Source organism: Rhodococcus sp. HM1, assembly GCF_023218075.1.
Lineage (GTDB): Bacteria > Actinomycetota > Actinomycetes > Mycobacteriales > Mycobacteriaceae > Rhodococcus.
Genome location: NZ_JALPTB010000129.1, coordinates 1 through 8,502, shown reverse-complemented (window position 1 = coordinate 8,502; position 8,502 = coordinate 1). Strand labels below are relative to the sequence as shown.

Annotated in this window: 7 protein-coding genes and 6 tRNA genes; 5 read left to right on the top strand and 8 right to left on the bottom strand. The window is 68.5% G+C overall.

Features of this window, described 5'->3' with window-relative positions:
* The 8 genes from M1M07_RS31500 to M1M07_RS31465 form a co-directional block, all read right to left on the bottom strand.
* Window positions 1–903: NUDIX domain-containing protein (locus tag M1M07_RS31500; RefSeq protein WP_248676671.1), on the bottom strand; the 903-nt coding region annotated here is incomplete at its 3' end.
* Complete coding sequence (locus tag M1M07_RS31495) at window positions 900–2,027, bottom strand: glycosyltransferase family 4 protein (RefSeq protein WP_248676670.1); 1,128 nt, start codon at window positions 2,025–2,027, stop codon at window positions 900–902. The genes M1M07_RS31500 and M1M07_RS31495, both read right to left, overlap by 4 nt.
* The gene (locus tag M1M07_RS31490; protein ID WP_248676669.1) at window positions 2,028–2,930 is read right to left on the bottom strand and encodes a phosphatidylinositol mannoside acyltransferase; all 903 of its coding nucleotides are present in this window, start codon (window positions 2,928–2,930) and stop codon (window positions 2,028–2,030) included.
* A complete protein-coding gene (pgsA, locus tag M1M07_RS31485; RefSeq protein WP_248676668.1) occupies window positions 2,927–3,586 on the bottom strand; it encodes a phosphatidylinositol phosphate synthase in 660 nt (219 codons plus the stop codon). Before pgsA ends, M1M07_RS31490 begins: the two co-directional genes overlap by 4 nt.
* A 121-nt stretch (window positions 3,587–3,707) precedes the next feature.
* Window positions 3,708–4,271 carry an HIT domain-containing protein gene (locus M1M07_RS31480; RefSeq protein WP_248676667.1) on the bottom strand — a complete coding sequence of 188 codons (564 nt, stop codon included), beginning with the start codon at window positions 4,269–4,271 and terminating at the stop codon, window positions 3,708–3,710.
* Window positions 4,268–6,334, bottom strand: a complete 2,067-nt coding sequence (gene thrS, locus M1M07_RS31475) for a threonine--tRNA ligase (RefSeq protein ID WP_197252522.1) — start codon at window positions 6,332–6,334, stop codon at window positions 4,268–4,270. The genes M1M07_RS31480 and thrS overlap by 4 nt, the downstream gene beginning before the upstream one ends.
* Window positions 6,335–6,518: 184 nt before the next feature.
* A complete protein-coding gene (locus M1M07_RS31470; protein ID WP_248676666.1) occupies window positions 6,519–6,989 on the bottom strand; it encodes a DUF742 domain-containing protein in 471 nt (156 codons plus the stop codon).
* Between the two features lie 329 nt (window positions 6,990–7,318).
* Window positions 7,319–7,390, bottom strand: a tRNA-Val gene (locus tag M1M07_RS31465).
* A 423-nt stretch (window positions 7,391–7,813) separates the two neighbouring features.
* Here M1M07_RS31465 and M1M07_RS31460 point away from each other — a divergent pair.
* From M1M07_RS31460 to M1M07_RS31440, 5 genes are all read left to right on the top strand, one after another.
* Window positions 7,814–7,886 (top strand) — tRNA-Gly (locus M1M07_RS31460).
* Window positions 7,887–7,911: 25 nt separating this feature from the next.
* Window positions 7,912–7,982, top strand: a tRNA-Cys gene (locus M1M07_RS31455).
* 1 nt (window position 7,983) lies between these two features.
* A tRNA-Val gene (locus tag M1M07_RS31450) sits at window positions 7,984–8,058 on the top strand.
* A gap of 46 nt (window positions 8,059–8,104) precedes the next feature.
* Window positions 8,105–8,180: transfer RNA gene (locus tag M1M07_RS31445), tRNA-Gly, on the top strand.
* A 19-nt stretch (window positions 8,181–8,199) separates the two neighbouring features.
* Window positions 8,200–8,274: transfer RNA gene (locus M1M07_RS31440), tRNA-Val, on the top strand.
* The last annotated feature ends 228 nt before the right edge of the window (window positions 8,275–8,502 follow it).

Here is an 8,502-nt window from a genome sequence, read left to right as displayed (position 1 = left end):
GATCTCGTCGGCGGTGAACCAGCGGGGCTCGAGCCCCATCGCCCGCTCGAGGTCGGTGAAACCCGCGTCCCCGGCCACGAACACCGGTGCCTGCAACGCGAAGAACAACTCCTCCGAGCGGATCACCTCACCGTTGAACGGGAACACCGCGACCCGACGCCACATCGGACCGGCGAGCCGATCCGGGTCGGTCACCAGCCCCGTTTCCTCCTTCAGCTCCCGCACCGCCGCCTCGCGCAGCGACTCCCCCACCTCGACGGCTCCGCCGACGGTGAACCAGAAGTGCACGTCCGGGGTGGTCGGATCGTTTCCGCGCAGCAGCAGCACCCGACCCTCGTCGTCGAAGAGGACGACCCGCGCCGAGGTGCGGGTCTCGTCCGGCATGCGGGAGGTCCGGGCGGAGGCGCCGGAGCGTTCGGCGATCTCGAAGAACGTCGGGAGCGGTGCGGTACCACCGAGATGCAGCCACCGCACCGGGCGGCGGGTGCGCAGCGCGAGGGTGTCACGGACCGCGTCGTTGTGGAAGCGCCGGGCGATCATGACGCGGGCCTCGGCGTCGGCCAGCTCGGCGACCAGCTGGGGTCGCAACCGTTCGCTGTCGATCGTCGTGAGCATGGACGACAGCGCGTTCTCGGCGGTCTCTCGGTGCTCCCGGTCCGCGCGTTCGGCACGATCGGCGAGGGCGGCGAGACGTTTGCCGTCCGCGGCCGGGACCGACGCGGCGATGCTGCGCACCACCACCGCCCGGCGGGCCAGCGCCGCGTCGAGCGCCTGCCACGACAGATCCGACCGCACGTGCAGCCGGTCGAGCCGGTTCGCGGTCGTGTACGCCCACAGTCCCAGGCCGACGACCACTGCCGCGATCACGGAGAGGACGAGAATCGTCACCGCACTGAGTGTCACGAGCGGACCTCCCGTACCCGTCCGGCCCCGACCGTCACCGTCTCGTAGACCCGCAGGATCTGCTCGGCCACCACGGGCCAGTCGTAGGTTCCGACCACCGAGGATCCCTCGGCGACCAGGTCGGCGCGGCGGGCGTCGTCGGCGAGAACCTCGAGGATGCCCTCGGCGAGCGCGTCGGAGTCCCCGACCGGCACCAGCACACCCGCACGACCGTCGCGCAGCACCCGGCGGAACGCGTCGAGTTCACTGGCGACGACCGCGGTCCCGGCCGCCATCGCTTCCACCAGCACGATCCCGAAGCTCTCGCCGCCGAGGTTCGGGGCGCAGTACACATCGGCACTGCGCATCGCCGACGCCTTCTCGGCGTCGCTGACCTGCCCGAGCAGCCGCAGGTGCTTCGCGAGACGTCCGGCTTCCTTGCGGAGCTTGTCCTCGTCGCCGCGGCCGACAACGAGCACCTCGAGGTCGGGATACTTCCCGACGAGCGTCGGCAGCGCGCCGAGCAGCACGGCCATGCCCTTGCGGGGTTCGTCGTAGCGGCCCAGGAACAGCACCGTCCGGCCGGCCCGGGGATAGCCGGGCAGCAGCGGGGCGTGCGCGAAGAACGGCACGTCGACGCCGTTGGGGATCTCCACGGCATCCCCGCCGAGCGAGGTCACCTGCCAGCGGCGGGCCAGTTCCGACACCGCGATGCGGCCGCTGATCTTCTCCAGATACGGCTGCAGGACACCCTGGAACGTGCTGAGCACCAGCGATTTCGTCGTGGAGGTGTGGAAGGTCGCGACGATCGGGCCCTCGGCCACCTTCAGGGCCAGCATCGACAGGCTCGGCGCGTTCGGTTCGTGGATGTGCAGGACGTCGAAGTCGTTGTCGTTGATCCAGCGCCGCACCCGCGCGTAGGACACCGGTCCGAAGCTCAGCCGCGCCACCGACCCGTTGTACGGGATGGCGACGGCCCGTCCGGCCGAGACCACGAACGGCGGCAGCACCGTGTCCTCCGAGGCCGGCGCGAGCACGCTGACCTTGTGGCCGCGTTCGATCAGCACCTGGGCCAGATCCACGACGTGTGCCTGTACTCCGCCCGGTACGTCGAACGAATACGGGCAGACCATGCCGATCCTCAACTACGCCTCCATCCGGGCGCGCCGCTCGGCCGACAGGTCGTCGAGCCACAGCGGCTGCAGCATGTGCCAGTCTGCTGGGTGTTCGGCGATGTCGGCGGCGAACCGATCCGCGAGGGCCTGGGTGGCCGCCTCCAGCCCGCCGGTCACGTCGATCTCCGGGTGCACCCGGAACCCCCAGCCGTCGGTGGTGAACCAGCAGTGCACCGGCAGCAGCGCGGCACCCGTCTCGACGGCGAGCTTCGCGGGACCGGCGGGCATCCGGGTGGGTTCGCCGAAGAACGTCACCGGCACACCCTTGCGAGCCAGGTCGCGTTCCCCGAGCAGAGCCACGATCCGATTGTCACGCAGGCGTGCGGACAATTCGACGAAAGGCGGGCTCTCGCCACCCGAGAGCGGGAACACCTCGAACCCGAGATGTTCGCGGTAGTCGACGAAACGCTGGTACAGCGATTCCGGGCGCAAGCGCTCGGCGACCGTCGAGAACTGCCCGTAGGTGCGGGCACACCACACCCCGGCCATGTCCCAGTTGCCGCTGTGCGGCAGGGCCAGGATCGCGCCGCGCCCGGCGGTCAGGGCCGCCTCGATGTGCTCGCGGCCCTCGATCGACGAGTCGATGGCCGCGGCGGTCGCGTCGAGGTCCATCGACGGCAACCGGAACGCCTCGCGCCAGTACCGCGCGTAGGAACGCATCGACCGGCGGATCAGGTCGTCCGGCACGTGTTCCGGGGCGACGCCGAGCACGCGGGCGAGATTGCGGCGCAACTGCTGCGGGCCGCCGTTCCGCCGGGCGGCGATGTCGGCGCCGGTGTCGAACAGGACGCGCGCGACCCGGTCAGGGAGCGCGCGCACCAGCCGCCATCCGGCGCCGTATCCGAGATCGGTCAGGCGCTCGGCGGACGTCATGCGGCTTCTCCGTCGGTGCCGGTGGCCGGTGCCGGGGTTATCGGCAGCAGTTCCCGGGCGCCGGGCGAACGACGCACGGCGATGACCCGCTGGAAGACGGTGATCACCGAGCCGGCCGCGAGCAGCCACATCGCGACGTGGATGGCCCAGTCGATCCCGAGACCGGTGAAGCCGGCGCCGACGAGCACGATGATCAACCGGTCCGGGCGCTCGATCAGGCCGCCGTCGGCGGACAGCCCGCTCGCCTCCGCCCGCGCCTTCGCATACGAGATGACCTGGGACGACACGAGGCAGATCAGCGTGGCGACGAATAGCGGACGGCTCTGTTCGTCGTAGACCGCCCACCAGGCCAGGCCCGCGAAGATCGCGCCGTCCGCGACTCGGTCGCAGGTGGCGTCGAGAACCGCGCCGAACCGGGTGCCACCGCCACGCGCCCGGGCCATGGCCCCGTCGAGCATGTCGAACATCACGAACAGCCAGATGACCATCGTGCCCCAGAACAGCTGCCCCATCGGAAACAGCGTGAGGGCGGCGGCGATCGTCGCGACCGTGCCGATCAGCGTCACCGCGTCGGGAGTCAGGCCGGTGCGGATCAATGCCCTGCCGAGCGGCGCGGTGACCTTCGACACCGATGCCCGCCCGAAGAAGCTCAGCATCTCGCGACCCCCGTTTCCGGCTCGATTCGTCCCGTTCGGGACACGATCCTGCCACGACCGTCCGCCGTTCGTCCGCTGCGCACGGCGAACCCGTACGGGTCGTGTTCAGGAGTGGACGGTGTCACTCGTCCCATGCGGATGCCAGCAGTGCCCGCGTGTCGCGCAGCAACTGCACCATCACCTTCGAGCCTCCCAGGACCGTGATGAAGTTGGCGTCGCCGCCCCACCGCGGAACCACGTGCAGGTGCAGGTGCTCCGAAAGCGAACCTCCTGCTGCCGCACCGAGATTGAGACCGACATTGAAGCCGTGGGGCCGCGACACCCGCTTGATGACCCTCACCGCGCGCTGCGCGAACGCCATCAGTTCGGTGCTCTCCTCGAAGGTCAGGTCCTCGAGGTTCGCCACCCGCCGGTACGGCACCACCATCAGATGGCCCGGGTTGTACGGGTACAGGTTGAGCACCGCGTAGACGAACTCTCCGCGCGCGACGACGAGTCCCTCCTCGTCCGTCATCTTCGGGATGTCGGTGAACGGCTCGTACGGGCCGTCCTCCGCCCGCGGGGACTCGGTGATGTACGACATGCGGTGCGGCGACCACAACCGCTGCAGATGGTCGGCTTCGCCGACACCCCGGTCGACGAGAGCTTCGGTCTCGGCGGGGCCGCAGCCCCGGTCGCCGGTCACGACCCGAGCTCCGCGCCCTCGGGCGCGATGAGCGCGGCGGTCGGGGAGGCGTTCTCGCGGCGCCGGACCCAATCGGCCACGATGCGCACGGCCTCGGCCACCGGCACGCCGTTGACCTGGGTGCCGTCGCGGAAGCGGAAGCTCACCGCACCGGCCTCGACGTCCCGCTCGCCGGCGAGCAGCATGAACGGGACCTTCTGGGTGGTGTGGTTGCGGATCTTCTTCTGCATGCGGTCGTCGCTGAGGTCGACCTCGGCGCGGATGCCTTCGGCCTTCAGCTGCTGCGCGACGTCGAGCAGGTGATCGGCGAAGTTCTCGGCGACCGGGATGCCGACGACCTGCACCGGCGACAGCCAGGCCGGGAACGCGCCCGCGTAGTGCTCGGTGAGCACACCGAAGAACCGCTCGATCGAACCGAACAGCGCGCGGTGGATCATCACCGGACGGTGCTTGGCGCCGTCCTGGCCGGTGTACTCGAGTTCGAACCGCTCGGGCAGGTTGAAGTCGAGCTGGATCGTCGACATCTGCCAGTTGCGCCCGAGGGCGTCGTTGACCTGGACGGAGATCTTCGGACCGTAGAACGCGGCGCCGCCCGGGTCCGGCACGAGATGCAGACCGGAGGCTTCGGCGACCTCACGCAGTGTCTCGGTGGCCGTCTCCCACAGTTCGTCGCTGCCGACGAACTTCTTCGGGTTCTTCGTGGACAGCTCCAGGTAGTAGTCGTCGAGACCGTAGTCCTTGAGCAGGTCCAGGATGAAGTTGAGGACGCTGGTGAGCTCGTCGCGCATCTGCTCCGGGGTGCAGAAGATGTGCGCGTCGTCCTGCGTCATGCCGCGCACGCGGGTCAGTCCGTGGACGACGCCGGACTTCTCGTAGCGGTAGACGGAACCGAACTCGAACATGCGCAACGGCAGTTCGCGGTAGGAACGCCCGCGCGACCGGAAGATCAGGTCGTGCATCGGGCAGTTCATGGGCTTGAGGTAGTAGTCCTGCCCCGGCTTGCGGACGGTCCCGTCCTCGTTCAGTTCCTCGTCGATGTGCATCGCGGGGAACATGCCGTCGCGGTACCAGTCGAGGTGACCGGACACCTCGTAGAGGTGGCCCTTGGTGATGTGCGGCGAGTACACGAACTCGTAACCGGCTTCGACGTGCCGCCGGCGCGAGTAGTTCTCCATCTCCTGACGGATGATGCCGCCCTTGGGATGGAACACGGGCAGGCCGGAACCGAGCTCGTCGGGGAACGAGAACAGGTCGAGTTCGTTGCCGAGCTTGCGGTGGTCCCGACGTTCGGCCTCGGCGAGGAGCTCGAGGTGCTTGTCCAGCGCCTCGGCGGACTCCCACGCGGTGCCGTAGACACGCTGCAGACCGGCGTTGTCCTGGTCACCGCGCCAGTACGCGGCGGAGCTGCGGGTCAGCTTGAACGCGGGGATGAACTTGGTGGTCGGGACGTGCGGTCCGCGGCACAGGTCCTTCCACACGAGCTCGCCGGTGCGCGGGTTGAGGTTGTCGTAGATGGTCAGCTCTTTGCCGCCGACCTCCATGATCTCGGGGTCGTCGATGCCCGACTTGTCGTCGATCAGCTCGAGCTTGAACGGCTCGTTCTTCAGCTCCTCGCGGGCGTCCTCGAGGTTCTCGACGACCCGGCGGGAGAAGCGCTGCGCGTCCTTGACGATCTTCTTCATGCGCTTCTCGAGCTTCGCGAGGTCCTCCGGGGTGAAGGGGCGCTCGACCTGGAAGTCGTAGTAGAAGCCGTCCTTGATGGGCGGGCCGATGCCGAGCTTGGCCTCGGGGAACTCCTGCTGCACGGCCTGGGCCAGCACGTGCGCGGCGGAGTGCCGGATGACGCTGCGGCCGTCCTCGGTGTCGGCGGCGACCGCCTCGACCTCGACGTCCTCCTCGGGCGTCCACGCCAGGTCGCGGAGGGCACCCTCCGGGTCGCGGACGACGACGATCGTCTCGGGTCCCTTGACGGGCAGCCCGGCGTCACGCACGGCGGCACCGGCAGTGGTTCCCGCGGGCACCCGGACGAGCGTGGCTGGTTTCGCGGATGCGGGCGTGGTCACTGTGGTGAACTCCTCCGGCTCGATGCCTGACGATGGACGGTGGCCGGCCGCGCAGAGGCGCGCGTCGGCAACCTCCCCATGCTATCGGCACGCCCCGGTCCCGCCGCTATCGGCACGGCGCGGTCGCGCCGTCACCGACCCGTTGTGCCGGATCGAGGACCGATCGCGATCGCGACGGCCGGGGTCAGAGCTCGTTCAGTCCGCTCAGGACCCGCCGGAGGAGTTCCGCGCCGGGACCGATCCGGTCGACCGTCCGGTGCACGGTGAGTTCCCCCGAGGCCGCCAGATCGCCGACGAGCACCCGCGCGACACCGAGGGGAATCCCGGCGAGCGCGGCGACCTCCATGATCGAGCGTGGCTGCGAGCAGAGTCCCAGCACGATGCGGTGCTCGTCGAGAGTCGGCATCACCCCGGTGTTCTCGGACGTTGCCACCATCGCGGATGTCGAAACCAGCGCTTCGAGCGGAAGATCCACTTCGGCCCGGGTGCGCCCCTGGCTGCGCACGAACGGGCGCACGAACGACGGCGCTTCCTGATCCATGTTCTTGTCCCCCACGAAAGTCTCGGACATCCTGGGCTGCACTGCCCCCACCGCGTCCACAGGATGCCTTCCGGCGGCGGCGTCCGCTACCGGATCCTCGTCGATGTATGACACGTCGTCATCCATCTCCGAGGCGGTTGTGGCGGCATGTTTCGGAATGTACCTCCGCCGCCGCGCGGCAGTGCCGAATCGGGCGCCCGTCATCCCCACGACCGGCCATTGATTGTCGGCGACACTCATCTCAGCCCCATCCTCCTTGCGGTGAGATCGATCCTGCCATCAGTCACACCATCTGGTGAGGTTGCGCAGGTCACACCTGCCACGACAGCCCCGCCGTTCCCATCGAACCCCGTCCGGACAACGGCCGTCGAGGGCATGCACGGGACGGGGCGCATACGAAAAGAGCACCCCATCGGGGTGCTCTCGTGATCGGGCGATTGTTGTGGTCCCGGCTGGGATCGAACCAGCGACCTCCCCGGTGTGAACGGGACGCTCTTCCACTGAGCCACGGGACCGCGCCGCTTCGCAGCGGCTCGAACGAGATGGAACACTAACACGACTACCGGATGAAGACGAATCGCCAGGTCAGACGCGATTCCGAAGGGAAGACACGACCCCGATGGGAGCCCCGGGCCCGGCCGACACCCGGAAACGGTCCCACTCACGTGCGCGCGCGTGCGTGCTCGTCCCCTTCGCCGGCGACGGGCACCGAGGACCGGCGCCCGGCACACCGTCCGCGGTCCGTCCCGGCCCGGCGCCTCGGCCCGTCTCGACCCGTTCCGGCCCGCCCACCGCCGACGGACGGTCCACCGATGCGGCGAGAGCACTGGTTCACCGAGTCATATATGCCCGTTCACCTGCGGATTTGTGTGTTTCGTCGATGGTCGGCTAATGTTCTCAACCGCACCACGGAGAGCACAACGCCGAACGGTGCGAATGCGGATGTAGCGCAGCTGGTAGCGCATCACCTTGCCAAGGTGAGGGTCGCGGGTTCGAATCCCGTCATCCGCTCGAGAGGTTGGACTCGACCTTTTACGGTGGAGTGGCCGAGTGGTGAGGCAACGGCCTGCAAAGCCGTGCACACGGGTTCGATTCCCGTCTCCACCTCGCGCGATTAGCTCAGCGGGAGAGCGCTTCCCTGACACGGAAGAGGTCACTGGTTCAATCCCAGTATCGCGCACCACGATCGACCTGCACGTGGGTCGATCGGTTCGAAAATCACGTGCAATGCGGATGTAGCGCAGCTGGTAGCGCATCACCTTGCCAAGGTGAGGGTCGCGGGTTCGAATCCCGTCATCCGCTCCACAACCGGCGTTTCGAGCCGGCGCGATTAGCTCAGCGGGAGAGCGCTTCCCTGACACGGAAGAGGTCACTGGTTCAATCCCAGTATCGCGCACCAGAATACGAGGAAGACCCCCTTCATCCGAAGGGGGTCTTCCTCGTTCTGTGTCCGTTCGTCGGTCTGCGTCGGGTCGTTCCGTTCCCGGGAGCGGCATTCAGGGGTTATAGGCCAAAATGTGTGTACAGCCCTCGGTGTGTCGCCCTGGTTCACCGGCGTGATCTGCCCGCCCAACCATGTTGGAGACCGTTGCCGTCCTCCCAGCTGAAGTCGGTGCCCATGGTCGGG